Here is a 23,810-nt window from a genome sequence, read left to right as displayed (position 1 = left end):
GGTCAGGGGGCCGGGACCACCCGGGGGTCGAAGCCGAACGGCAGCTCGAGGCGGTGGGCAGCCATGAGCGCGTCGTCGGTGAGCACGTCGCGGGTCGACCCGTCGGCCACCACGACGCCGTCGGAGAGCACCACCGACCGGGGGCACAGCTCGTAGGCGTAGGGCAGGTCGTGGGTCACCATCAGCACGGTCACGTCGAGCGACCTGAGGATGTCGGCGAGCTCGCGCCGCGACGCCGGGTCGAGGTTGCTCGACGGCTCGTCGAGCACCAGGACCTCCGGCTCCATCGCCAGTACGGTGGCCACCGCCACGCGGCGCCGCTGCCCGAACGACAGGTGGTGCGGCGGGCGGTCGATGAAGTCGACCATGCCGACCCGGTCGAGGGCGTCGACGACCCGCTTCTCAAGCGCAGCCCCGCGCAGCCCGAGGTTGGCCGGGCCGAACGCCACGTCGTCGCGCACCGACGGCATGAACAGCTGGTCGTCGGGGTCCTGGAACACCACCCCGACGCGCCGGCGGATCTCGAGCAGGTTGTCCTTGGCCACCGGCAGCCCGGAGACCTCCACCGAACCGGCGCCGGCGGTCAGGATGCCGTTGAGGTGCAGCACGAGCGTCGTCTTGCCGGCGCCGTTCGGGCCCAGCAGCGCGACCCGCTCGCCGCGGTGCACGTGGAGGTTCACGCCGTACAGCGCCTGGTGGCCGTCCGGGTAGGCGTAGGCCAGTCCGCGGACGTCCAGGACGGGCGTGCTCACAGCGCCACCGCCACTACCGCCGTGGCCAGGGCGAGACCGGGCAGTATGCCGGCCTGGGCCCACTGCGCGGGCGTCGCCGTGGCTTGGTGGGTCAGCGGGAGCCGGCCGTTGTAGCCGCGGGAGAGCATCGCGAGGTGGATGCGCTCACCCCGCTCGTAGGAGCGGATGAACAGGGCGCCCGCTGTGGAGGCCAGGGCAGGCCAGGCGCGCACGGAGGTGGCCGCGAAACCGCGCGACTCGCGGGCGATGCGCATGCGCTTCAGCTCGCTGGTGACCACCTCGAGGTAGCGCATCATGAAGCCCATGATCTGCACCAGCTGGTGCGGCAGGCGCAACCGCTCGAGCCCGGCGAGCAGGTCGCGCGGCTCGGTGGTGGCCCCGAGGGTGAGGGACGCCAGCACGCCGAGGGTGCCCTTGGCGAGCAGGCCCCAGGCGGCGAGCAGGCCCTGCTCGGAGAGCGTCAGCGGCCCGACCTCGACCCGTGGCCCGGTTGCCACGAAGGGCATGAGCGCGGCGAAGACCACGAACGGCACCTCGACGACCATGCGTCTGGCGAGGTAGCCGAAGGGAACGCCGGAGACGGCGATGACGCCCAGGAGCAGGACGGCGTAGACACCGAAGGCCCAGTACTCCTCACGTGGTGTCGCGACCACGAGCACCACGAACGACAGCATCGCGACCAGCTTGAGGTGGGCGGGCATCCGGTGCAGCCGGGAGTGCCCGTGGAAGTGCAGGTGGTGTCCGTGACCGGCGCCCACGGCTACCTGCCCACCGAGGTCGGGTGGTCGCGCTCGGACGCGCCCGGCTCGGCCGTCGCGGACCGGTCGTCGCTGTGCCGACGGCGGAGCACCCTCGCCAGGCCGCCGCCGAGGGCGCCGACGATGACGACGCCCGCGACACCGGCGAGACCGCCGGAGACCCGCCGGTCGGAGACGCCCCTCGTGGCGTAGTCGGCCAGCGGCGAGCCGGCGGTGGCGTGCTCCCGCGCGGTGTCGGCGAACCCGGCCTGCTCGGCGACGTACTCCAGGCCGTCGGGGTGTCTGGAGGCGTAGAACGAGGCGACTCCGGCCAGGAACAGCGCCAGGAGCAGGCCGGTCACCACGAGGACTCGGGTGCTGACGCGCCTCATGCGGCCACCGAGTCCTGCTCGGGCTTGACCACGACCAGCTGCCGTCGGGCGAGCACCCGCCGGGCGCCGTGCACGAGGTCGGGCCGCACGAGCACCACGGTGGAGACCGCCAGGCCCGTGATGGCTGCCTCGCCGAGGCCGATCAGCGTGTGCCAGCCCACCATCGTCATCGCGAGCGGGACCAAGGGAATGGGCACCTGGCCGCCCACGGCATACAGGCCCGTGAAGGCGAGCGCCGCTGCCGGCACCGAGACGAGCGCGGCGACCGCCGCCGCGGGCACCACCATGGAGGCACGCTGGGGAAGCACTCGCTGGGCGCCGCGGAAGACCAGCCAGCCGGTCCACACGCCGACGATGCCCAGGAGGGTGATGTTGGTGCCGAGCGCGGTGAGCCCCCCGTCGGCGAAGAACAGGCTCTGCACGAGGAGCACCACGGACATGCTCAACGTGGCGGTCCACGGCCCGACCAGCACGGCAGCGAGGGCGCCGCCGAGCAGGTGGCCCGAGGTGCCTGCCCCGACGGGGAACTTGAGCATCTGGGCGGCGAAGACGAATGCCGCCACGAGTCCGGCCAGGGGAGCCGTGCGGTCGTCGAGCTCGCGCCGGGCGCCACGGAGTGCCACCCCGACGCCGACGACCGCCAGTCCCGCCGTCGCCAGCGACGTGGGGACGTCGAGGAATCCGTCTGGCACGTGCACGAGCGACTCCTGAGGTGCTTCTGGGGCGGCTGGGATACGTTGGAACCAACTGGAGACGAGTCTATTGCAAATCATTTGCAATAACGAATGTGCGCGAGGAGCCACCGTGAGCGACCGCCTGACCCCCGGGGACGCCGCCCCCGACTTCACCCTGGCCGACGACCAGGGCGGTGAGGTGACGTTGTCGGACCTGCGCGGCCGCAAGGTGATCGTGTACTTCTACCCGGCGGCGATGACTCCCGGCTGCACCAAGCAGGCCTGCGACTTCACCGACAACCTCGAGTCGCTGCGCAAGGACGGCTACGAGGTGATCGGTGTCTCGCCCGACAAGCCGGAGAAGCTGGCGAAGTTCCGGGAGCGCGACGCGCTGACCCTGACGCTGCTCTCGGACCCGGACAGGGCGGTCATGCGCAAGTGGGGGGCCTTCGGCGAGAAGAAGCTCTACGGCAAGACGGTCGAGGGCGTCATCCGCAGCACGGTCGTCCTCGACGAGCAGGGCACCGTCACGCACGCGTGGTACAACGTCAAGGCCACCGGCCACGTCGCCAAGCTGCGCCGTGACCTCGGGCTCGACTGAACTAGGTCGCAAAGGAGCCAGGCATGAGTGAGAGCACCCAGAACAGGTCGGTGGACCAGATCGAGGCAGAGATCGTGGCGGCACGTGTGCGTCTCGCCGACACCGTCGACGAGCTGCAGCACCGCACGGCGCCCAAGGAGATCGCGCGGCGCCAGGTGGAGGGCCTGAAGGCCAAGCTCGTCGACGCCACCCAGACGCCTGACGGCCAGCTCCGCACCGAGCGGGTGGCCGCGCTCGCCGCCGCCGCCGTGGCCCTGATCGGCCTGGGCGTGTGGCGCCGCCGCCGCGGCTGAAACGGTGGCCGACAGGAAGGACCCTGCCGAGCGGCTCCCCATCAGGATGCTGCACGACCGCGTGCTCGTGTCCATGGAGACCGAGGGGGAGCGGCGCTCCGGCGGCGGCATCGTCATCCCGGCGACGGCCAGCATCGGCAGGCGCCTGGCGTGGGCGCGGGTCGTCGCCGTGGGCGCGAGCGTGCGCCAGGTGAAGGTGGACGACCGGGTCCTCTTCGACCCCGAGGAGCGCGCCGAGGTCGAGCTGCAGTCACGCGACTACGTGCTGCTGCGGGAGCGGGACATCCACGCAGTGGCCGCCCAGCGCGTCCAGGACGGGCAGACCGGTCTCTACCTCTGAGCCGGTGCCCTAGTGCTGGGTGCTGCGGGCCTGCACCTGCTCGAGGTAGGGGCTCGAGCGGGGGATCACCACGGGTGCCCGGCGCTCCGTCCACTTCTGGCCGTCCCAGTACCGACGCTGCCGCTCGACCTGCGGATCGGGGTACCACCCAGCGGGTTTGGGCATGACTGCACTCCCTGCTCGTCCTCCACAGCCGGCGCCGTTGCCGCCTGCCGGCGCCGGAGCATCTCCGGTCGCCGGTATCCAGTGTGACCGAGACCTCAGCCCTGCCCTCGCAGGCGCGCGAGCATCCTGCCCGTTCGTCCGATGCCGGCGTAGGACAGGCGGACGAGGCGGGTGGCCAGCGCCTGGTGGTGCCCCGTGGACGGGGCACGGGTATGCCGCGGGGGTGAGTCCGCGGCATACCTGGGGGGTGGTGGGGTCAGGCCGGCTGGGCGGCCTCCTGCGCGCCCTTGGACGGACGGGGCCGACGCTTGGCGAAGCGCAGGTACAGCGACGGCACGACGAACAGGTTGATCAGGGTGGCCATGATGAGGCCGCCGATGATGACGACCGCCATGGGGTGCTCGATCTCCTGGCCGGGGATCGACCCGGTGACCAGCAGCGGGATCAGGGCCAGCCCGGTCGTCAGCACGGTCATCATGATCGGCACGAGCCGCTCCTTGGCCGCCCGGATGACCAGGTTGGGGCCAAAGGGCTCGCCCTCCTCGCGTTCGAGGTGCTGGCAGTGGCTGATGAGCATGATGCCGTTGCGGGCCACGATGCCGAAGACCGTGAGGAAGCCGACCAACGACCCGAGCGAGATCACCTTGCCGCCGAAGAGATAGGCAGCCAGCAGGCCGCCGACGAGTGCGACCGGCAGGGTGAGGAAGGACAGCGTCGCCAGACGCCAGTTGTTGTAGGAGACCTGGAGGAGCAGGAAGATCACCAAGGCTGCAACGGCGCTGGCGATGAGCAGGCTCCGCTGGGCCTGCTGCCGCTCGGTGTACTCACCGAGCATCTCCGCCCGGTACTCCAGCGGCCAGTCGACCTGGTCCATCCGCTTCTCGATGTCCTTGACCACCGACCCCAGGTCACGCGTCCCGTCGAGACCGGCCTCGACGTCGAGGGCGCGGAACAGGTTCTCGTGGCGCACGACGTTCGGCACCGGCTCGATGCTGATGTCGGCGACCTGCGAGAGCTTGACCCGCTCGCCGCTCGGGGTGTCGATCGGCAGGTTCTTCAGGTCCGTGACGCTGCTGCGCACCTCGGGGGCGGTCCAGACCTGCACGTCGTAGGCCTTGCCGCCCATGTACAGGTCTCCGACCTCCTCGCCCGCCATCATCCAGGCAGCGGCGCGACGGACGTCACCGGGTTTGACGCCGTACTGCTTCGCCTTCGCGAGGTCGACCTCGACCTTGAGTTGGGGGATGTTGTCCTGGAAGTCGACCGTGTGGTCGCCCACGCCGGGCACCTCGCCGAGGATGGCGTCCACCTCCTCGGCCTTCTTGCGGAGCTCGTCGAGGTCCTGGCCGTACACCCGGATCGTGATGGGCTCGCTGCTGCCGGTGAGGACCTCGCGGATGCGCTCCTTGAGGTAGGTGAGCACGTCGCGGTAGATGCCCGGGTAGCCGTCGACGACGCCCTTGATGCTGTCGACGGTCTTGTCGTAGTCGACCGACCGGTCGACGCTGATCCAGTTCTCCCCGAAGTAGACCCCGTAGGGCTCGTCACCGAGCAGGGCGTTGCCGATGTGCGAGCCCGCGTTGCGGACACCGGGAATGGTCAGCAGCTCGGCGTTGACCGCCTTGGTGGTGCGCACCTCCTCGGTGAGCGAGGTGTCGGGCTTGGCCAGCCAGTGCATGAGGAAGTCGCGCTCCTTGAAGCTGGGCAGCAGCGACTGCCCCAGCACCGGCAGCACCGCGAGCCCGGCGGCGGTGACCACCGCGACGGCGGCGTACGCCGCGCGAGGCCGCCGGACCACCTTCACGAGCATCCTCTCGTAGGCGCGCTTCATGGGGGGGACGAGCGGTGACTCGCGGTGGGCCAGCGACTTCTCGCTGCGGAAGAGGATCAGGCTCAGGGCGGGGGTGACGGTCAGCGCCACGACCATGGAGGCCAGCAGGGCGAGCGCGTAGGCCAGCGCCAGGGGCTGGAAGAACGACCCGGACAGCCCGGCCAGCATGAAGATCGGCAGGATCGCGACCACCTCGATCACCGTGGCGTAGACGATGGCGCCACGGACCTCCAGCGAGGCGTCGAGGATGACGCGGGCGGTCGACCTGGTGCCGCCTGTGGCGCGGTGCTCCCTCAGGCGTCTGACGACGTTCTCGATGTCGATGATGGCGTCGTCGACGATGTCGCCCAGGGCTATGACGAAGCCGGCGAGGATCATCGTGTTGATCGTCGCGCCGCTCCAGTTCAGCACCAGCATGGCGCTGATGAGCGACAGCGGAATCGCCACGACGCTGACCAGCGCTGTGCGCCAGGAGTAGAGGAACAGGATCAGCATCCCGATCATCAGCAGCGCGCCCAGCCACAGGGCGCGGGTCAGGTTGTTGATGGCGTCCTCGATGAACGTCGCAGGCCGGAAGATCGCCGAGTCGACGGCGATGCCGGTGAGCGCCGGCTCGAGCTCGTCGAGGGCCTCCTCGACGCCCTTGGTGACGTCGAGGGTGTTGGCCCACGGCAGCTTCTCGACGATGAGCATCAGCCCGTCGCCCTCGTTGATCACCGCGTCGCCGATGAGTGGCTGGTGGTCGCGCACGAGGTCGGCCACCTGGTCGAGACGGATCGTGCGCCCCTCGCCGTTGACGATCGGCAGCCCGGCCAGCTGCTCGTGGGTCACGATGGGCTGGATGTGCCGCACCTGGAGGCGCTGCTCGGCTCCGTCGACGAACCCGCCCCGACCGATGAAGTGTCCGGGGGAGTAGCGCAGCAGCCCGGCGTCGAGGGCGTCCGACGTCGTGGTCATGACCTGCTCGAGGGTCACGTCCTGCTCGGCCAGACGTTTCGGGTCGGCACGTACCTGGAGCATGTCGAGCCGCTCGCCCCAGATCGGCACGTTGGCGACACCGGGCACCCGCAGGAGACGAGACCGGATCTTCCAGTAGGCCGTCATGGACAGGTCCATCATGTCGATCTCGGGGTCGGACGACGACAGACCGATCTTGAGCACCCGGCTCGTGGCGGACAGCGGCTGCAGCATCACCGGTGGTGCAGCCCACGTGGGCAGGGTCGGGGTGACCTGGGCGATGCGCTCGGCGACGAGCTGTCTCGCCTCGAGCAGGTCGGTGCCCTTGTCGAAGAACAGCACGACCTGTGAGAGCTGCTCGACCGAGCGCGACCGGATCGTGTCCACGCCGGGGATCGCGTTGAAGGACTGCTCGAGGGGAATGGTGATCAGCTCTTCCACCTCGGTCGGTGCCAGCCCGACCGCGACGGTGTGGATCTCGACCTTGGGCGGCGCGAACTCGGGGAAGACGTCCACGGCGGTGTTCCCCACCTGCTGGACCCCGAAGAACATCAGGAACGCGGTGAGCGCGACGACGATGTAGCGGAACTTCAGGCTTGACGCGACGATCCAGCGCATGGTTGGAGCCCTCTCTGCCTCGGTCGGCCGTCAGTGGCCGACCGCGTCCTCGACGCCGTAGATCTCTGGGACCCCGGTCGTCACGACCTTCGTCCCGGCCGGCGGCCCCTCGGAGAGGTAGGCCATGCCGTCGGCCTCAGTGGCCACGGTGATGCTGTGGCGCTCGTACACCAGGGGTTCGGGGCTGGTGTAGACCCACCAGTGGCCCTCGGGATCGATGAAGGTTGCCGCTGACGGCACCACCAGGTGGTCGCCGTCCCTGACGACGGTGCTGGTGGCGACGGAGAGGCGTTTGGCGGCTTCTTCCTCCAGCACCACGCGGAGGTGGTCGCTCCCGGCGACGGTCTCCACGCTGGCCGGCTCGTGCTCGATCTCGTAGGAGTCGGTGATGGCACCGCCGCACCCGGCCAGGCCGAGGGCGAGCGGCGCCGCGAGGAAGGCCGGCCGGATCCGGCGCATGACCCCTTCGGTCACCGGCTCGTCACGCCGGGCGGGGACGACGGGCTCCGACAGGTCGTCGGTCCACCGGGACCCGTCCGGGGTGCGGCCCAGCGCGAGGTAGAGGGCCGGCACGACGAGGAGGTTGACCAGAGCCGTGGCCACGACGCCGCCCAGGACGACGACTGCCATGGGCTGGACGATCTCGAGGCCGGCGGCGTCGCCGGCGACAGCCAGCGGGGCGTACAGCGCCGCCGTGCCCAGGAGGGCGACCAGGGTGGAGGAGAGGTGCTCACGGGTGCCCCGCACCACGAGGTCGGAACCGAAGGGAACGCCCTCGGACCGCTGCAGCTCCTCGTAGCCGTGGAGCAGCACCAGGACTGCTCGGCTGGCGATCCCCACGATGGCGACCAGCCCGGCGATGGACCCGATGGTCAGGGTGCCACCGGTCACCCAGGCCGCGACCGCGCCACCCGCGAGGGCCAGCGGCAGCGTGCCGAGCGCCACCGAGGCCAGGCTCCAGCTGCGCAGCGCGGCCTGCAGGAGCAGGAAGATGCCGATGAGGACGGCGATGGAGACCCAGATGAGACTGGTCTGCTCAGAGGTGAACGTGTTGTGGTCGCCGAGCAGCTCCGCGTGGTGCTCGAGCGGGAAGGTGACCTTGTTCACGCGGTCGTCCACCTCGTCGAGCACGGCTTCGATGCTGCGCCCGGAGACGCTCGCCGACACGTCGAGGTAGGTGGACACCGACTCGTGCCGGATGACGGTGGGGTTCGGCTCCACCGCGACGGTCGCCACGTCACCGATGCGCACCTGGCCGCCGTCGGGCGTGTCCACCAGGAGGTCCTCGATCTGCTGCTCACTCTGTCGGATCTCGGGTGCCCCCCAGACCACCACGTCGAACACCTTCTGCTGCTCGAAGAGGTTGCCGACGGTCATCCCGCCGAGCAGGGTGGCAGCTGCCCGCCGCACGTCGCCGGGCTTCACACCGGCGGCCTGGGCGCGCGTCAGGTCGACCTTGACCGTGACCGTGGGCTCGTCGAGGGCGCGCTCCACGGTTGCCTTGGTGACGCCGTCGACGCCGGCCACCGCGCGCTGGATCTCGTCGGCCTTCTCGGAGAGCACCTGCTCGTTCTCCCCGTAGACCCGGACGGTGACGTCATCGTCCGACTGCCCGAGGATGTCGGTGACCCGCTCCTCCGAGTACGTCAGGACGTCGGTCGAGACCCCCTGCAGCGAACCGACGGTCCTCTCGATCGCGGCGACCGTGCCGTCGTAGTCCGCGTCCGGGCCGACCTTGACCCACACCTGACCCGAGTTGACGTTGACGATCTGGTCGGACGTCACTGCGCGCCCGACCTGCGCGCCCACGTTGGTGACCCCTGGGATCTCACCCAGGTCGTCGACGGCCTGCCGCGCGAGCTCACTCATCTTCGGCAGCGACGTGCCGGGAGGGGCCTCGAGCTGTACGAGCACGTCGCGCTCCTTCAGCATCGGACGCAGCGACACGTCCAGGAAGGGCAGTGCCGCGAGGCCGGCCACGGCCAGCACGCCGGCGGTGATGAGGGCGAGACCGGTACGGCCCACCAGGCGTGGGGCCCTGCGCTCGTACCCGCCGGAGAGCCGGCGCAGCCACGGGGCCGTCGGGCTGGTGGTGGCGCCTCGGCCGAGCAGCATGAAGCCCAGCACCGGCGTGATGGTCAGGGCCACCACCATCGAGACCGCGATGGCCAGCAGGTACGAGAGCATGAGCGGCGGGAAGAACGCCTCGCCCTCGCGCTGCACGAAGAACAGCGGGATCGTCGCGCTCGCCGCCACGAGCGTGGCGAAGAGGAGCGTACGGCGGGTGTCCGCTGTGGTGGTGGTGACGGTCGCGCGCTGGTCGGGTGCCGGGCCGGTGCCGTCGACGGAGCGTCGGCCGGCGCGCAGCCTCCTGGCCAGGCGGTCGGGGTCGACCACGGAGTCGTAGACGACGGCCGTCAGGCCGAGCACCAGACCTGCGGTCACCATGAAGTTGACCGTGGTGTCGGTGAGGTACAGGACCGTGACGGCAGCGCCCAGCGAGGTTGCGATGGCCACGACGCTGATGACGAGCCGTCGCCAGTCCCACAGCAGCAGGCCGAGCACCAGGAGGAGCAACCCGCCGCCGAGCAGAAGGGCCCAGCCCAGGTTCTCGAGGGAGGACTCGATGAAGGTGGCGGGGCGGTAGAGCGAGGTGTCGAAGGCGACGTCGGCCAAGCCGGGCCTCATCGCCGCGAGGGCCGATTCGACGCCGTTCGTGACCTCGAGGGTGTTGGCGTTCGGGAACTTCTCGACCACCAGGAACAGGCACTTCTCGCCGCCGGGGCACACAGCGTCGCCGATGAGGGGCTGCGAGCTCTCGACCACCTTGGCCACGTCGCCGAGGGTGCGCCCGGCCGGGGCAGGGGCTGCACCCTCGCCTGCCGACTCCAGCGGCACCTGGGCGAGCTCCTCAGCCGTCGTGATGGTCTGCTCGTGGAAGATGTTGAGGCGCTGGTTCACCGTGTCGATGAAGCCGCCGGTGCCAGGTGAGGAGGCCTCGAGGAAGGACAGCGGGGAGACCTCGAGGGCGTTGCCGGCCGTCGAGATCACCTGCGAGAGCGTGGTCTTGTTCCGCTGCAGCTCGGCCGGGTCCACCAGCACCTGCAGCTGCCGGTCGCGGAAGCCCCAGACCGACACGTTGGCCACGCCGGGAACGCTCATGAGCCGCGGGCCGATCACCCAGCGGGCGAGCACCGACACGTCCATCTGGCTGAGCGACTCGGAGGACAGCTCGATCATGGACACCCGCCGGTTGGCGGAGACCGGCTGGATCATCTGGGGCAGCTTGGCGACCGCGGGCAGGCCGGCGATCCCCACCGCCTGGGTGAGGCGCTCCTGCACCACCTGCCGCGCGTCGAGCAGGGGAGTGCCGGGCTCGAACGTCATGACCACCGAGGACAGGCCGGGGAGCGAGGCGGACTCAATCTCGTCGAGGAAGGGCACACCGACGAGCAGGTCCTGCTCGAGCGGCACCGTGATGAGCTGCTCCACCTCCTCGGCCGAGAGCCCGAGCGCCTCGGTCTGCACCTCGACCTGGGTGGGGGAGAACTCCGGATGCACGTCGACCGAAAGGTCTCTCAGCTGGGTCGCACCGACGGCGACGAGGCCGACGGCAAGGGCTACGACGAGGAGCCGGAACTTCAGCACGACCTCGATCAACCGGCGCATGGCGAATTCCCTTCGGTGAGAACACGAGCAGTCCCGGCGCTACCGAGCACCCACAGGGAGGCCGGAGCACTGGAGGAGCCGCTGACAGGGCCGGGGAACACTCGGCCGGCGGCGAGGGGAGCGGAGTGCGGGAGCCGCGCGGCGGCCGGGGCGATGGGCCCTGGCCGGGTGGCGTCAGGCGATGCAGTCATCGTGCGCTCCCCTCCAGGCGAGGTGGAACACGGCTGCCGACGGTGGCAGTCCCGAACCGCGGACCGCCATCCTCGGGGGCCTTGTCGCTTCTGTGCCCACCTCGGCTTCTACTGATTCCGACTCCACGGTAGGGATGGCAGCCTGAAGCAACCTTCCCCAAAGGGGTGATCTTCAGGCACTCCCGTTGGTGTAGCCCAGTCGGGTCATGGGTTGACCGGAGGTCCTGACACTCGAGGTTCACCCGCTGCGGGTGAGGCAGCGGGGGCGTCACTCGACGCATGGTGCGAATGAGACCCGAGCTCACCGGGCCTCGGGGTTGATCCGGGGGTGCGAACGATGGGATACGCAGATGCCGTCGACCGCGACAGGTTGCTGCAGACGTTCCTCGAGCTGGTCGCCGTCGACAGCCCGACCGGCCACGAGGACGAGGTCGGCAAGGTTCTCGAGGGACGGTTCACCGACCTGGGCTGCGAGGTGCGCAGGGACGACATGGGCAACCTCGTGGCCGTGCTGGCGGGAAACCGGGACGGCACGATCCTGGTCTCGACCCATATGGACACCGCGGGCACCGACCGCGGAATCGTGCCGATCATCGGCGCCGATGGCGTGATCCGGACCGACGGGTCGACCATCCTCGGCGCGGACGACAAGTCAGGCATCGCCGGCTGCCTCGAGCTCCTCACCCTCCTGCGGGACAACCCCGAATGGCCCCATCCCACCATCGAGTTCGTCATGACCGTGGGGGAGGAGAGCGGCCTGCTCGGGTCCCGGCACCTCGACGTGAGCCGGCTGAACGCGACTCATGGGTTCGTGCTGGACACCGCAGGGGTGATGGGAGCCATCACCTATTGGTCCCCGACGTCGGTGTACCTGACCATCACCTTCCATGGCCGGAAGGCCCATGCCGGCGTCGAACCCGAGAAGGGCATCAGCGCAATCCAGGTGGCGTCCGAGGCGATCGCGGACATGACCTTGGGTCGGATCGACGACGAAACGGTTGCCAACATCGGCACCATCACCGGCGGGGAAGCGCGCAACGTCATCCCCGCCACTGTGGTGCTCGAGGGGATGGCGCGCAGCCATGACCAGGACAAGCTGGACCGGCAGCTCGACTCCATGCGTCGAGCGTGCCGGACCAGCGCCGAAAGGCACGGTGCGTCGGTGGACTTCCAGGCCGAGGAGATCTACCAGACCTACAGGATCCCCGAGGACGCACGGCCCTACAGGGAGGCGGCGGCAGCCATCGAGTCGCTGGGGCTGAAGGTGACTCCGCGGAAGTCGGGCGGTGGCACGGACGGCAACTACTTCAACGCCAAAGGGATTCCCTGTGTCGCCCTGCCCACCGGGATGGTCGATGAACACGCGACCAGTGAGCACATCGCCATCGACGACATGATCCTTGCCTGCAAGGTGCTCGTGGCGATCGCCACGGGGGCGTCTGTCGACGGAGCACGTCCATGAGGTCGCGGGTGGCGCGCACCGTGGGCGCCGCCGCCCTGTGCCTTCCGGTGCTCGTCGCGTGCGCCGACACGGCCGAACAGGACTTCTGCACGCAGTACGACCAGCTCGTGACGGCCGCCCAGGAGCTGCGCGAGCAGGACCCCGTGGCCGGCAACGTCGAGGAGCTCCGTGCAGCGGCAGCGAAGGTGAGCGCCGAGCTCGACCAGTTCCAGGCGGTCACCGAGGGGCGCCTCGACGAGGCCATCTCACGGCTGCGTGCCGACGTCGACGCCGTGCGCCAGGCCGTGGTGGCCGCGGGAACCGAGGCCGTCGACACTGCGCGTCCCCTGATCGAGGACGCCATGAAGAACCTCAACGAGGCCTGGGCCGTGGTGCAGGAACGCGCCGCGAGGCAGTGCCCCGACGGGGGCTGAGAAGGACAGGAAGGTAGCGAGATGGACTGGGTATTTCTCCTCGAAGCCCTGGTAGTCCTCGGGGCCATCGTCATGGGCACCAGGGCCGGCGGCGTCGCAGTCGGCCTGTGGGGCGGGCTCGGTACCTTCGTGCTGGTCTTCCTGTTCGGTGAGGCCCCAGGTGAGCCACCAGCAGCGGCCATGGCCATCATCCTGGCAGTGGTCACCACTGCGGCACTGATGCAGGCGGCGGGCGGCATCGACTGGATGGTGGCCGTGGCGGCCCGAGTCATCCAGCGGCATCCCAAACAGATCACCATCATCGCGCCACTCACCGCGTTCGCGTTCTCGGTCGGCGCCGGGACGAGCAACATCATCTACCCCCTGCTCCCCGTCATCTACGACGTCTCCTACAAGAACGGCATCCGTCCTTCGAGGCCGCTGACGGTCACCGTCGTCCAGTCGGGTATAGCCCTCGCAGCCTCCCCGGTGTCGGCAGCCATGGCCGCCATGCTGACCCTCACCGACGTCGCGCCCTACAACCTCGGGCTCACCCAGATCCTGGCCATCACCCTCCCGTCCTGCATCATCGGCATCGTCGTGACTGCGCTGGTGGTCAACCGGATGGGCAAGGAGCTCGACGACGACCCCGAGGTCCAGGCCAAGATCGCGGAGGGCGTCCTCGCCAGCCGGACCGCTGAGGCACCCGCCACGGTCAGTGCCGGCTCGGGCGGCGGCACTGGCGCGGGTGGTGTCGACAGCGCGAGCGCCCCGGCACCCCTCAGCTACACGAAGCAGGGCCGCAACTCGGCGCTGGCCTTCTTGTTCGGTGTGCTCGCCATCGTCTTCTTCGGCCTCTTCCCCGACCTGCGGCCGTCCTTCCCGGTCGAGGACGGTGAGGCGGTTCCGATCGACATGACCACCACCATCGTCATGCTGATGTTTGTCGTCGGCGTGCTGATCCTCTTCATCGGGCGCCCTGACGTGAAGACCGTTCCCGACCAGTCGGTCTTCAAGGCCGGCATGATCTCGGCCATCGCCCTCTTCGGCATCGCGTGGCTGACGGCGACCTTCATCACCGCCCACGAAGAGGTCATCGTGGAGACCGTCGGCGGCTGGGTCACCGACTGGAAGTTCATCTTCGCCCTCGCCGTGTTCCTCGTGGCGGCGCTGACGACCAGCCAGTCCACCGCGACGCGCACCATCGTGCCGATCGGCCTCGCTGCCGGACTCGCTCCCGGTGTGGTGACCGGTATGTGGGCCGGCGCACTGGGCGGCGTCTACACCCTGCCTGCCAACGGCACCCAGATCGCCGCCGCCAACTTCGACCGTTCAGGCACCACGAAGCTGGGCACGAAGCTGATCGACCACAGCTTCTTCGTCCCCATGCTCGTGCTGTCCGTCACCACCATCGCCGTGGGTGCGGTGATCGGCGGCCTCTTCTTCTGAGCCAACAGCAGTCGATCCTCCACCGAGCCGAATCGGAGCATCCATGAACACCACCGACGTCGCGGGGAAGGCCACCGCCCTCATGCCCGCTCTCATCGCAGACCTGGAGCAGCTCGTAGCCATCCCCTCGATCGCCTTTCCCGGCTATCCCGCGGAACCCGTGGAGGAGATGGCGAACCTGACGCTCCAGAAGTTCCGTGATGTCGGCTTCACCAACGCGAGGCTGATGGAGGTGCCCAGCGGCTATCCGCCGATCTACGGCGAGATCCCCGGTCCGGAGGGGTCCCCGACGGTCGTGCTGTACGCCCACTACGACGTGCAGCCAGCCCCTCCCGAGCAGGGGTGGACGAGCGACCCGTGGACTCTGACCCGCAAGGACGGGCGACTGTACGGCCGCGGCTCTGCCGACGACATCAGTGGCCTGGTCGCCCACCTGGGCACCCTGCGGATCTTCGACGGCAGGCCGCCGTGCACCGTCAAGCTGATCCTCGAGGGGATGGAAGAGACCGAGAGCAACCTCGAGGCCTTCGTCGAGGCGCACCCGGAGCTGTTCGCCTGCGACCTGTTCGTCGTCTGCGACATGGGCAACCTCCGCGTCGGAGAACCGGTCCTGACCACGGCCCTGCGCGGTGACGTCGCGTGCATCGTGACGGTGCGCACCCTGGAGCACCCCCTGCACTCCGGCGTCTTCGGCGGCCCCGCCCCGGACGCCATGATGGCACTGGCCCGCCTGTTGGCGACCCTTCAGGACGACCACGGGAACGTGGCCGTCGCCGGGGTCTCCACCGGCGTCTGGGCGGGAGCGGACCTCAGCCCCGAGGACCTCCGCGCCAGCGCGGACGTGCTCGAGGGAGTCGAGCTGACCGGCACCGGCCCGATCGGTGACCGGCTGTGGGCGCGTCCTTCGATCAACGCAATCGGAATCGACATGACCGACATCGCCGGTTCGTCCAACGTGCTGGTCCCTGAGGCGCGGGCCAAGATCTCCATGCGGATCGTCCCCGGCTCCGATCCCAAGAAGGAGCTCGACGCCCTCGTAACCCACCTCGAGACGCATGCGCCTTGGGGTGCGCAGGTCGAGGTGCAGCGCACCAAGCAGGCGCCACCGTTCCACTGCGACACGACCGGTCCCGGGTATGACGCCGCGCGCTGGGCCCTGGAGGAGGCCTTCGGCAAACCGGCGGGCGAAGCCGGGTGCGGCGGCTCCATCCCGCTGCTACGCACACTCCAGCAGGCGGCGCCCGAGGCGGAGTTCATCCTGTGGGGGCCCGAGGACGTCGCGCAGTCGAGGATCCACTCGTCGGACGAGAGCGTGGATCCCGACGAGATCGAGCGCATGGTGGTCACCCAGGCGCTCCTGCTGCAGAAGCTCGCCGGCCGGGAGGCGTAGATCGCACATGGCCCCGCAGGTTGGCGCACCTGTCGAACAGAGGTGAGGACATGAGCGGCGCAGACAAGGCTGCTGACACGGCTCCAGGCACGCCTCAGGGCACGGCTGCGGCCAAGACGATGACGGTCCGGCAGGCCGCCTTCATCGGCGTGGGTGCGATGGTGGGAGCGGGGATCTTCGCCCTTCTGGGGCCCGCCGGTGCCGTTGCCGGGGCGGCCGTCTGGATCTCCTTCCTGCTGGCCGGGCTCGTCGCGACCCTCCAGGGCTACTCGTTCGGGAAGATGGGGGCCAAGTTCCCCTCCGGCTCCGGGCTGCTCGAGTACGTGGCCCGCGGTTTCGGCGACGGCCACTTCACCGGGGTCACGGCATGGCTGGCGTTCATGTCCCAGTTCATCATCACCGCGATGGTGGCTGTCTCCTTCGGTGGCTACGCCAGCTCGCTGTTCACCGACGGCGACGCAGGCTGGGCGAAGGGGTTCACGCTCGTGCTCCTGGTGGTGATGGGCGTCCTCAACACGGTCGGCTCCAAGGCCGTCGCCAGGGCCCAGGGTCTCATCGTGCGGGTGGTGATCGGCATCCTGGTGATGTTCTCGGTGGTCACGCTCGCGACGGCGGACTGGTCGCTGCTGGCCATCTCGGGCTACCCGAGCCTGCGGGTGATCCTCTCCAGCGTCGCCCTCACCTTCTTCGCCTACCTGGGCTTCGGCGTGATCACCTTCACGGCCCGGGACCTCCCTGACCCCACCCTGCAGCTCCCTCGGGCGATGTACATCGCCCTGGGGATCGCGATGGCCATCTACGTGGCCATCTCCCTCGGTGTCTACGGCACCTTGACCGTCGACGAGGCGATCGCGGCCGGGGACACGGCTGTCGCAGAGGCGGCGAAGCCGGCGCTGGGCGACCTGGGATACACCCTGATGGCAGTGACCGCCCTCTTCGCGACAGCCGGCGCGACGAACTCCGGGCTCTACCCGGCGGCCGGGCTGTCCAAGGACCTGGCGGAGAAGGGGCAGTTCCCGCCCGTGCTGGGACGGCGCTGGGGTCGGGCGCCGGTCGGCCTGGTGGTCATGGTGGGCGCGACCATGGTCATGGCACTCTTCCTCAACCTCTCCGCCATCGCGTCGATCGGCAGCGTCGTCGCCCTGCTGCTCTTCACCCTGGTGACCATCTCCCACCTGCGGGTGCGCGGTCAGACCGGGGCGCAGCTGTGGGTCCTGTTGGCGGCCCTGCTGCTGACCGTCACCACCCTCATCTCCTTCACCCTGGACACCCTGGTCGAGGAGCCGAAGACGATGGTCACGCTTCTGGGGCTGCTGCTCCTCGCCATCGTCTTCGACGTCATCTGGAAGCGCGTGCGAGATGCCGGAGGCACGACCGCCTCGGCCCCACCAGCGCCATCGGTCGGTGGGGGTACGTGAGGAGGCCGGCACGGCTCGGCACAAGGAAACCCCCGGACTCGATGAGCCCGGGGGTTCCCGTTCCTCAGACCTGTGGCCTGCGGAGGTGGTGCGCCATCAGGGACTCGAACCCCGAACCCGCTGATTAAGAGTCAGCTGCTCTGCCAATTGAGCTAATGGCGCAACGGGAGAGAACGTTAGCACCACCCGGACCGCAGGACGAAATCGGCGGTCCCAGCACGTCATTCGCCCTTCTGGCGCCGCCATCCCCAGAGCGCAGCGCCGGCTCCGGCGACCGCGAGGGCGCCAGCTCCGAGGCCCCAGAGGAGGGCGTTCGATCCCGACTCCTCGTCGTTGCCGCCAGCCCCCTGAGCTGTGGCGGGCGCAGGGCTGGAGGTCGTCGATGCTGGGGTGGCGGAGGTCGACTGGGTCGCTGAGGTGGTGGCCGGCGTCGTGCTCGTGACGGAGGGCAGGGCGACGGTGAAGCTCGCCTTCTGCGAGACCGGGTGTCCGTCCTCGCTGACGACCCGGAACGCCACCGTGTAGCGGCCGGACCCGACCTCCGCCAGCGGCTGGGTCACGGTCTTCCCTGACACCGCCGGCCTGCCTCGGGAGACCGGGCGGCCGTCGTCGTCGGTCACGGTGACGGTGGCGAAGCTGGTGCTGATGGCCTCGTTGAAGGTCAGCACCACCTCGGTGGGCGGCGTCGTCACCGTCGACCCGGCCGCCGGGGTCATGGAGCGCAGCGCGGCGTGGGCAGAGGCAGCGAGCGCCGTGGCCAGGGAGGACAGCACGGCCAGCAGGAGCGAGGCGATCGCCACCCACACCGAGATCCGGATCAGTCGCTTCTTGCCCTCGGACTCCATGAACACGTGACCCATCCTCGCCCACGGCCTGCGACACACCGCGCCCGGCCCACGGCGCGAAGGGGCACGAGCTGAAACAGCTGTGGGCCCGTGCCCTCCCAAGGGAAGGTCCGGGCCCACAGCTTCTTGGGGTGAGTGACGGGACTTGAACCCGCGACATCTGCGACCACAACGCAGCGCTCTACCAGCTGAGCTACACCCACCAAGCCACACGACCGGATTTTCGCCGGTCGTGGATTCAGCGGCGCCTATGCTACCTGCTCCGAAGGGGTGCTCATGACCACCCCTTCGGCCACGAGGCATCCGGGCCCGCTGCCAGGGGCCCTCACGGGTCGATGACGTGCCGGGCCGCCATCTCCTTGGCGCTGTCGCTGTCGGGTCCCGGCTGCGGCACGAACACCGCCTCGCGGTAGTAGCGCAGCTCGGCGATGGACTCGCGGATGTCGGCGAGGGCCCGGTGGCCCCCGGACTTCGCCGGCGCGTTGAAGTAGGCCCTGGGGTACCAGCGCCGGGCGAGCTCCTTGATCGAGGAGACGTCGATGATCCGGTAGTGCAGGTGGCTCTCGAGCTCGGGCATGTCGCGGGCGAGGAAGTTGCGGTCGGTGCCGACGGTGTTGCCTCCCAGCGGCGCCTTGCGCGGCTCGGGCACCCACTCGCGGACGTAGGCGAGCACCTGCGCCTGCGCGTCCTCGAGGGTCACGCCCTTCTCGAGGTCGTCGAGCAGACCCGAGGTGGTGTGCATCCCGCGCACGAAGTCGTCCATCTGCGCGAGCGCCTCCGCCGGCGGGGCGATCACGAGGTCGACGCCGTCACCGAGCTGGTTGAGCTCGAAGTCGGTGACCAGGGCCGCCACCTCGATCAGTGCGTCGCGCTCGAGGGACAGGCCGGTCATCTCGCAGTCGATCCAGACGATCCGGTCGTTCACGGAGCGCTCGGTTGGGTTCTGTGCCACGCGCACACCTTATGGCCCCGGCGGACACCGGCCGCGCCCAGAGGGCTGCACTAGCCTGCCGCCATGACGTGGGGACCGACGCACCAACAGCAGGGGTATGCCGGGGGACCGTCCAGCGCCTCCGGGCACCAGCCCGCGCCGGTGTCGGGAAGGCGAACCTCGCGGGGGATGTTGCGCGGCTGGATCATCACCGGGGTCGCCGTGGTCGGGTTCGCGCTCGCCGGCCTCGTCCTCGCCGCCTACTACGGCATGACCCTGGGCGTCCTCACCTCCTTCCTGGCGATCCTGCTGGCCGCCATCCCGCTGGCCATCGTCATCCCGACCTTCCTGTGGCTCGACCGCTTCGAGGCCGAGCCCACCAAGTACCTCGTCGCCGCCTTCCTCTGGGGTGCGCTCATCGCCGCCGTGCTGGCCGGCCTGCTGAACACGAGCGCTCACGTGGTGTTCTCGGCGGCGACCGACCCGGAGCAGGCGAGGCTGACCACCGCGGTGTTCGTCGCCCCCGTCGTGGAGGAGGCGGCCAAGGGCCTGTTCGTCCTCCTCGTGTGGCGGCTGCGGCGCCGCGAGTTCGACGGCGTGATCGACGGGATGGTCTACGCCGGCGTGGCCGCCGCCGGCTTCGCCTTCACGGAGAACATCCAGTACCTCGGGTTGGCCTACGTCGAGGGTGGCGAGCAGGTGCTGACCGGCGTCTTCATCGCCCGCTGCCTCGTCACGCCGTTCGCCCACCCGATCTTCACGGTGGTGTTCGGCATCGGCGTCGGCATGGCGGCCACCAGTCGGGGCTCGGGGGTCCGGCTGGGAGCACCGCTGGCGGGCTTCGCGCTCGCGGTGCTGCTGCACGGCATCTGGAACCTGGCGGCCATCAGCGGCGGCCAGGGCCTGGTGGCCGTCTTCCTCCTCGTCGAGATCCCGATCTTCCTGTCCTTCATCGGCCTGGTGGTCTGGGCCCGGGCCCGCGAGGGCCGACTCATCGGCCGGTTCCTCATGCCCTACGCCGATGCCGGCTGGCTGACGCCCGGCGAGGTCCACATGCTCTCGCGCATGTCGCTGCGGCGCGGGGCGCGGGTCTGGGCGCGCCAGACCGGAGGACGTGGCGCGCTAGCCTCGATGCGGGCCTACCAGGACGCCGCCAGCGAGCTGGCCCTGCTTCGGCAGCGCATGTACCACAGCGCCGCCGACGCGAACGCCCTCGAGTCTGAGCGGCGCCTGCTCAACACCCTCGTCGTGAGGCGCCGGGAGTTCACCGGGGCTGCGTACTAGCGTTGCGCGGGTGCGCACCCTCCACGTCGCCCAGTCCATCGCCGACGACCTCGTGGCGCTCCGGCGCCGGCTCCACCGGGTCCCGGAGCTCGGGAACGAGCTGCCGATCACCCAGACCCTCGTGCTCGACGCACTCGACGGGCTGGGCCTCGAGGTCAGCGTGGGCAAGGAGCTGTCGTCTGTGGTCGCGGTGCTGCGCGGCGGGGCGGAGCCGGCCGACGGCGGGGAGCGGCAGGTGGTGCTGCTGCGCGGCGACATGGACGGCCTGCCGGTCACCGAGGACCTCGACATCGACCACGCCTCCACGCACGAGGGGTTGATGCACGCCTGCGGCCACGACCTCCACGTGGCAGGCCTCGTCGGCGCCGCCAGGGTCCTGCACGCCCTGCGCGACGACCTCGCCGGTGACGTCGTGCTCATGTTCCAGCCGGGGGAGGAGGGGCCGGGCGGGGCCGAGCCGATGATCCGCGAGGGCGTCCTCGAGGCAGCCGGCCGACGGGTGGACGCCGCCTACGCCCTCCACGTGTACTCGGCGGAGTTCCCCCGTGGCGTCTGGTTCGGCCGCCCGGGACCGCTGATGGCGGCCGCGGACGAGGTGAGGGTGCGGGTGGTCGGCCGGGGCGGACACGGGTCGGCGCCGTTCCGCACCAAGGACCCCATCCCCGTGGCCTGCGAGATGGTCGTGGCGCTCCAGTCGATGGTCACCCGGAGCTTCGACGTCTTCGACCCCGTGGTCGTCACCGTCGGGCGGATCGCCGGTGGCACGAAGGACAACATCATCCCCGACGACGCGGTGTTCGAGGCGACGCTGCGCACCCTGTCCGAGGACACGCGGGTGGCCGTGCGGGAGCGCATCGAGCGGCTCGCCCGGGGCATCGCGGCTGCCCACGGGCTCGAGGCCGAGGTCGACTTCACCATCGGCTACCCCGTCACGGTCAACGACCCCGACGAGTACGCGTTCGCCCACGAGACGATCGTCGACCTCTTCGGCCACGAGCGGTACGCGACGATGCTCGAGCCCGAGATGGGCTCGGAGGACTTCTCGTTCGTGGCCCAGGAGGTCCCGAGCGCCTACGTCAACCTCAGCGTCTGCCCGTCGGACGACTGGGAGCACGCCCCGGACAACCACTCCCCGAGGGCGGCCTTCGACGACGCGTTGCTGCCCGACGCGGCAGCCCTGCTCGCCGAGCTGGCCCTGCGCCGGCTCAGGCGCTGACGACCCGCACGGTCGCCGGCTCGGAGGCCAGCAGGGCCACCGCCGCGACGTGGCCGGCGTCGCCGAGCGCCACGTCGGCGAGCTGCGCCGGGCTGCCGAGGGGGTGCTCGCCCCTCCACGCCACCAGGGCCGCGGGTTCCCGGGGCCCGGAGACCACGACCTGCCGGGGGTCGACGGCGAGCCCGTGACCGGAGGCCTTGAGCACCGCCTCCTTGCGGGACCAGACCTGGGCCCGGGCCCGGGCCAACTCGCCGCCCGTCAGGTCCTCGAGGGCGGGAGCCTCCGACGGGTCGAGGGTCACCACGTCGAAACCCTCGAAGTCGCTGTCGTCGACGACCTCCACGTCGACCCCCACCTCGCCGGCACGCGAGAGCGCCACGACGGCCAGCTCGCCGGCATACGACAGGCTCACCGACAGGTCGGGGTGGCCGGCGACGGTGGGCTTGCCGTGGCGGTGGCTGCCGCACGTGGCGCAGGTGCGGTCGAAGGCGACGGCGCGCGCAGTGCCGCCGACCCGTTCGGCCACCGCAGTGCGCAGGAGGGCATGGGCCGTCGTGTAGCGGGCAGGGTTGCCCCGGCGGGCGGCGCGCTCGCGCTCGCGGTCGTCGAGCAGGTCTGCCAGCGCGGGGTCGTCGCTGACCTTGCGCCACACGACCTCAATGTCCGCCACGGGGAGATCATGGCAGGTGCGTCACCGGCTTCCGCATACACTGTGCGCGCGGCGGGGCCCGGCCCCGGTCTGCCCCCGTAGCTCAGCTGGATAGAGCAAGGGCCTTCTAATCCCGAGGTCGCAGGTTCGAGTCCTGCCGGGGGCGCTCAGTCCGCCTCGCCCTGCCCGGGCCCGAGGGGGAACGTGGCGACCTCCTCGTAGCGCGGGCGGTTGCCGCGTCCCTCGCCGAGGTGCGACGCGATCAGGCTGACCTCGCCCGCGGTCCAGGCCGGCCCGGCATACCCCTCCAGCACCCGCAGCCACCGCGTGGCCTCCATCGGCCGGCGCAGCCGGGCCAGGGTGACGTGGGGGTGGAACCGGCCGCCCTCCGGCGCGGCCCCGGCCGCGCTGCACGCGTGCCGTATGCCGGTGGCGAGCGACCGCAGGCCGCCGTCCACGTCCTCGGCCACACCCGCCCACAGCACCCTGGCCCGGTAGGGGTTGGGGAACGCCCCCGCGCCCTCGATGCGCACCGTCTCGGGCGCGAAGCGGCTCGCTCGCCGCCCCAGGCGCTCGACCAGCGGCTCGACGACGCGGTCGGGCACCTCGCCCATGAAGGACAACGTGACGTGCCACTGGTTCGGGTCGGTCCAGCGCAGCTCGGCGCCGGCCTCCTGACGCGGCTCGAGGTAGTCGGCGAGGTCGTCGAGGGCCTCGTCCGGGGGAACCACCGCCACGAACATCCGCATGCGCCCTATTGTGAGCGCGCCGGCGCCGCGAGGCGGTGGCGACGAGGGGGGACGTGCATGGGACGACCAGGCGCCATGAGCGAGGCGCAGTTCCGGATGGTGGCGGTGCGGCTGCTCGAGGTGGCGGCGGTGCTGCTGCTCGTGCTGGCCGTGTTCGAGGTCCGCGAGTCGTACCTCATGGCGGGGCAGGAGCCGGACCCGACCACCATGCAGACTCGGCCGGACGCCTTCAGCTGGGGCCGGCTGGCCATGGCCGTCGGCTACTCGGTGTTCCGGGCGCCCCTGTCGCTCATGGTGGCCGGCGGCCTGCTCGTGGGCGCGACCGCCGTGCTCGCTGACCGGCGACCGGTGGTCAGCGCCGCAGTGCTGCGGTGGGAGGTCGCGGCTGTGGGCGCCGTGGCCGTCCTCCTCACCCTCTGCCACCTCGTCGCGGGCGCGGCCTGGGCGTGGACGATGGCGCCCGAGGGGGTCTCGGACTTCGACACGCCGCTCCAGCGCTCGTCCGCCCTGGCGTGGCCCCTCGTGGCGCTGGTGCTCCAGGCCCTCTTCGTCCTGTGGTGGCTGCGCCTGGGGGACGGGGCCCCCGTGGTCGCCACCGACGCCGCGCCCGTCCGCGAGGCCGCCTCGGACCCGGAGGCCGTCGAGACCCTCGCCCCCGCCGAACCTACCGAGCACGTCGAGTGGATCGCGCCCGACGGCGCCACGACCAACGGCTACGACGACTACTTCCGTCGGCGCTAGTCCCGGGCTCGCTGCACCGGCCTGCCGTGCCGGTGGTTTGCCCCGGGTTGGCTAGGCTTGTGCG

Annotated in this window: 22 protein-coding genes and 3 tRNA genes; 12 read left to right on the top strand and 13 right to left on the bottom strand. The window is 70.4% G+C overall.

The window, feature by feature from the left end; all coding sequences use genetic code 11:
* Positions 1-2: 2 nt before the first annotated feature.
* The 4 genes from P0Y31_RS11335 to P0Y31_RS11320 are packed head-to-tail and all read right to left on the bottom strand — an operon-like array spanning position 3 to position 2,579.
* Entirely contained in the window at positions 3-752 is a 750-nt protein-coding gene (locus P0Y31_RS11335) for an ABC transporter ATP-binding protein (RefSeq protein ID WP_275869407.1), read from the bottom strand.
* Complete coding sequence (gene cbiQ / locus P0Y31_RS11330; RefSeq protein WP_275869405.1) at positions 749-1,510, bottom strand: cobalt ECF transporter T component CbiQ; 762 nt, start codon at positions 1,508-1,510, stop codon at positions 749-751. Before cbiQ ends, P0Y31_RS11335 begins: the two co-directional genes overlap by 4 nt.
* Positions 1,511-1,512: 2 nt before the next feature.
* A complete protein-coding gene (locus tag P0Y31_RS11325) occupies positions 1,513-1,881 on the bottom strand; it encodes a PDGLE domain-containing protein (protein WP_275869403.1) in 369 nt (122 codons plus the stop codon).
* A complete protein-coding gene (locus tag P0Y31_RS11320; protein WP_275869401.1) occupies positions 1,878-2,579 on the bottom strand; it encodes an energy-coupling factor ABC transporter permease in 702 nt (233 codons plus the stop codon). Before P0Y31_RS11320 ends, P0Y31_RS11325 begins: the two co-directional genes overlap by 4 nt.
* 106 nt (positions 2,580-2,685) lie before the next feature.
* On the opposite strand from P0Y31_RS11320, the gene bcp reads away from it, so the two are divergent.
* From bcp to P0Y31_RS11305, 3 genes are read left to right on the top strand one after another with little or no spacing between them, the layout of a single operon-like run.
* A complete protein-coding gene (gene bcp, locus P0Y31_RS11315) occupies positions 2,686-3,156 on the top strand; it encodes a thioredoxin-dependent thiol peroxidase (protein WP_275869399.1) in 471 nt (156 codons plus the stop codon).
* Positions 3,157-3,179: 23 nt separating this feature from the next.
* Positions 3,180-3,449: a DUF3618 domain-containing protein gene (locus P0Y31_RS11310; protein ID WP_275869396.1), complete on the top strand. Its 270-nt coding sequence runs from the start codon at positions 3,180-3,182 to the stop codon at positions 3,447-3,449.
* A 46-nt stretch (positions 3,450-3,495) separates the two neighbouring features.
* Positions 3,496-3,789, top strand: coding sequence for a co-chaperone GroES (locus P0Y31_RS11305; protein WP_275869846.1), 294 nt, complete (start codon positions 3,496-3,498; stop codon positions 3,787-3,789).
* A gap of 9 nt (positions 3,790-3,798) precedes the next feature.
* Here P0Y31_RS11305 and P0Y31_RS11300 read toward each other — a convergent pair whose 3' ends face one another.
* From P0Y31_RS11300 to P0Y31_RS11290, 3 genes are all read right to left on the bottom strand, one after another.
* Positions 3,799-3,954, bottom strand: coding sequence for a DUF2510 domain-containing protein (locus P0Y31_RS11300; RefSeq protein ID WP_275809209.1), 156 nt, complete (start codon positions 3,952-3,954; stop codon positions 3,799-3,801).
* Between the two features lie 256 nt (positions 3,955-4,210).
* Positions 4,211-7,360, bottom strand: coding sequence for an efflux RND transporter permease subunit (locus tag P0Y31_RS11295; protein WP_275869394.1), 3,150 nt, complete (start codon positions 7,358-7,360; stop codon positions 4,211-4,213).
* A 30-nt stretch (positions 7,361-7,390) separates the two neighbouring features.
* Entirely contained in the window at positions 7,391-11,029 is a 3,639-nt protein-coding gene (locus P0Y31_RS11290; RefSeq protein ID WP_275869392.1) for an efflux RND transporter permease subunit, read from the bottom strand.
* Between the two features lie 561 nt (positions 11,030-11,590).
* Here P0Y31_RS11290 and P0Y31_RS11285 point away from each other — a divergent pair.
* Genes P0Y31_RS11285 through P0Y31_RS11265 form a run of 5 tightly spaced genes read left to right on the top strand, consistent with a single transcriptional unit; the run spans position 11,591 to position 17,331 of the window.
* Positions 11,591-12,682, top strand: coding sequence for a M20/M25/M40 family metallo-hydrolase (locus tag P0Y31_RS11285; protein WP_275869390.1), 1,092 nt, complete (start codon positions 11,591-11,593; stop codon positions 12,680-12,682).
* An 8-nt stretch (positions 12,683-12,690) separates the two neighbouring features.
* Entirely contained in the window at positions 12,691-13,095 is a 405-nt protein-coding gene (locus P0Y31_RS11280) for a hypothetical protein (protein WP_275869387.1), read from the top strand.
* Positions 13,096-13,116: 21 nt separating this feature from the next.
* Positions 13,117-14,523, top strand: a complete 1,407-nt coding sequence (locus tag P0Y31_RS11275) for an anaerobic C4-dicarboxylate transporter family protein (RefSeq protein ID WP_275869385.1) — start codon at positions 13,117-13,119, stop codon at positions 14,521-14,523.
* 43 nt (positions 14,524-14,566) lie between these two features.
* Complete coding sequence (locus P0Y31_RS11270; RefSeq protein WP_275869383.1) at positions 14,567-15,913, top strand: dipeptidase; 1,347 nt, start codon at positions 14,567-14,569, stop codon at positions 15,911-15,913.
* 50 nt (positions 15,914-15,963) lie between these two features.
* A complete protein-coding gene (locus P0Y31_RS11265; RefSeq protein ID WP_275869381.1) occupies positions 15,964-17,331 on the top strand; it encodes an APC family permease in 1,368 nt (455 codons plus the stop codon).
* 86 nt (positions 17,332-17,417) lie between these two features.
* Here P0Y31_RS11265 and P0Y31_RS11260 read toward each other — a convergent pair.
* The 4 genes from P0Y31_RS11260 to orn form a co-directional block, all read right to left on the bottom strand.
* Positions 17,418-17,493: transfer RNA gene (locus P0Y31_RS11260), tRNA-Lys, on the bottom strand.
* 59 nt (positions 17,494-17,552) lie between these two features.
* Entirely contained in the window at positions 17,553-18,176 is a 624-nt protein-coding gene (locus tag P0Y31_RS11255; protein ID WP_275869830.1) for a copper resistance CopC family protein, read from the bottom strand.
* 127 nt (positions 18,177-18,303) lie between these two features.
* Positions 18,304-18,379: transfer RNA gene (locus P0Y31_RS11250), tRNA-His, on the bottom strand.
* A 122-nt stretch (positions 18,380-18,501) separates the two neighbouring features.
* Positions 18,502-19,128, bottom strand: coding sequence for an oligoribonuclease (orn, locus tag P0Y31_RS11245; protein WP_275869380.1), 627 nt, complete (start codon positions 19,126-19,128; stop codon positions 18,502-18,504).
* 63 nt (positions 19,129-19,191) lie between these two features.
* On the opposite strand from orn, the gene P0Y31_RS11240 reads away from it, so the two are divergent.
* On the top strand, positions 19,192-20,391 hold the full coding sequence (locus tag P0Y31_RS11240) for a PrsW family intramembrane metalloprotease (protein ID WP_275869378.1): 1,200 nt from the start codon (positions 19,192-19,194) through the stop codon (positions 20,389-20,391).
* 10 nt (positions 20,392-20,401) lie between these two features.
* Positions 20,402-21,607 carry a M20 family metallopeptidase gene (locus P0Y31_RS11235; protein ID WP_275869376.1) on the top strand — a complete coding sequence of 402 codons (1,206 nt, stop codon included), beginning with the start codon at positions 20,402-20,404 and terminating at the stop codon, positions 21,605-21,607.
* Here P0Y31_RS11235 and P0Y31_RS11230 read toward each other — a convergent pair.
* Positions 21,597-22,277, bottom strand: a complete 681-nt coding sequence (locus P0Y31_RS11230) for a 4'-phosphopantetheinyl transferase superfamily protein (protein WP_275869375.1) — start codon at positions 22,275-22,277, stop codon at positions 21,597-21,599. The two genes, P0Y31_RS11235 and P0Y31_RS11230, sit on opposite strands and share 11 nt — an antisense overlap.
* 71 nt (positions 22,278-22,348) lie before the next feature.
* Here P0Y31_RS11230 and P0Y31_RS11225 point away from each other — a divergent pair.
* Positions 22,349-22,422 (top strand) — tRNA-Arg (locus P0Y31_RS11225).
* A 1-nt stretch (position 22,423) separates the two neighbouring features.
* On the opposite strand, the gene thpR is transcribed toward P0Y31_RS11225, so the two are convergent.
* Positions 22,424-23,005 carry an RNA 2',3'-cyclic phosphodiesterase gene (thpR, locus tag P0Y31_RS11220; protein WP_275869373.1) on the bottom strand — a complete coding sequence of 194 codons (582 nt, stop codon included), beginning with the start codon at positions 23,003-23,005 and terminating at the stop codon, positions 22,424-22,426.
* A 57-nt stretch (positions 23,006-23,062) separates the two neighbouring features.
* Here thpR and P0Y31_RS11215 point away from each other — a divergent pair, with 57 nt between their 5' ends.
* Positions 23,063-23,746 carry a hypothetical protein gene (locus tag P0Y31_RS11215; protein ID WP_275869371.1) on the top strand — a complete coding sequence of 228 codons (684 nt, stop codon included), beginning with the start codon at positions 23,063-23,065 and terminating at the stop codon, positions 23,744-23,746.
* The last annotated feature ends 64 nt before the right edge of the window (positions 23,747-23,810 follow it).

The organism is Knoellia sp. 3-2P3 (assembly GCF_029223115.1).
Classification (GTDB): domain Bacteria; phylum Actinomycetota; class Actinomycetes; order Actinomycetales; family Dermatophilaceae; genus Pedococcus_A.
This window is presented reverse-complemented; position numbering and strand designations above follow the sequence as displayed.